Source organism: Agromyces binzhouensis, from assembly GCF_004135055.1.
Classification (GTDB): domain Bacteria; phylum Actinomycetota; class Actinomycetes; order Actinomycetales; family Microbacteriaceae; genus Agromyces; species Agromyces binzhouensis.
Genome location: NZ_SDPL01000735.1, coordinates 1 through 765, shown reverse-complemented (window position 1 = coordinate 765; position 765 = coordinate 1). Strand labels below are relative to the sequence as shown.

At 77.0% G+C, this 765-nt stretch carries 2 protein-coding genes; both read right to left on the bottom strand.

Going from position 1 to position 765, the window contains the following annotated elements; genetic code table 11:
* Nucleotides 1-408, bottom strand: a 408-nt coding sequence (locus ESO86_RS17955; RefSeq protein WP_165308380.1) for an ABC transporter substrate-binding protein, incomplete at its 3' end; no start/stop codon positions are given.
* Nucleotides 405-765, bottom strand: a 361-nt coding sequence (locus ESO86_RS19560; protein ID WP_422836515.1) for an elongation factor 1-alpha C-terminal domain-related protein, incomplete at its 5' end; no start/stop codon positions are given. The genes ESO86_RS17955 and ESO86_RS19560, both read right to left, overlap by 4 nt.

Genomic DNA, 765 nt, shown 5'->3' with positions numbered 1-765 from the left:
GCCGCCGACCGCGCCCGCGACGATCCGCAGCGAGGTGCCGCCCGACTGCACGAAGCTGTTGATCGCCGGGCTGGGTCCGAGGTAGGCGGCGTCGATCGCCCCGGCGCTCAGCGCCTCGACGGCGGCCGGTCCGGCGGCGAACGCCTGCGGCTCGAGCCCGGTCGAGACCTCGCCCAGCTCGTCGGCGAGGAGGCCGGTCTCGAGGCCGACCAGGGCGGGCAGGTGCGTGACGTTCGCGAAGTAGCCGAGGCGGAGGGCCGCGGCATCCGTCGCCCCGGCCGCGCCGGGCCCCTCTGCGGCGGCCCGCCCGACGGATCCGACCACCACGGGCACGATGACGATCGCCGCGGCGACCGCGACGCCGGCGACGAGTTCGCCGAGCTGTGCACCGAGCCCGCGGCGGGTCACGCCGTCGACTCCACGACGATGCCGGCGGCGAGCGTCGCGCCGTCCTGCGGGTGAATGACGAGGAACGCGCCCGCGCGGCGGTGCGCGGCGTACGGCAGGGCCGCGAGGTCGGTGGCGAGCTTCAGCCGGACGAGCCCGATGTCGTTGGTCGCGAGCGCCGCGGCGGGCGTCGTCTCGAGCGTGTCGAGGTCGAGGCGGCCGCGGATGTCGGCGACGATCGCCTGCACGGTCGTGGTGCCGTGCTTCACGAGGACCCGCGCACCGGTCGTGAGCGGCCGGCCGTCGAGCTGGAACACGTCGGCGTCGAGCTCGCGCCGCGGCGCAGGCAGCGACCCGGCGGCGGCGATGACCGCGCCG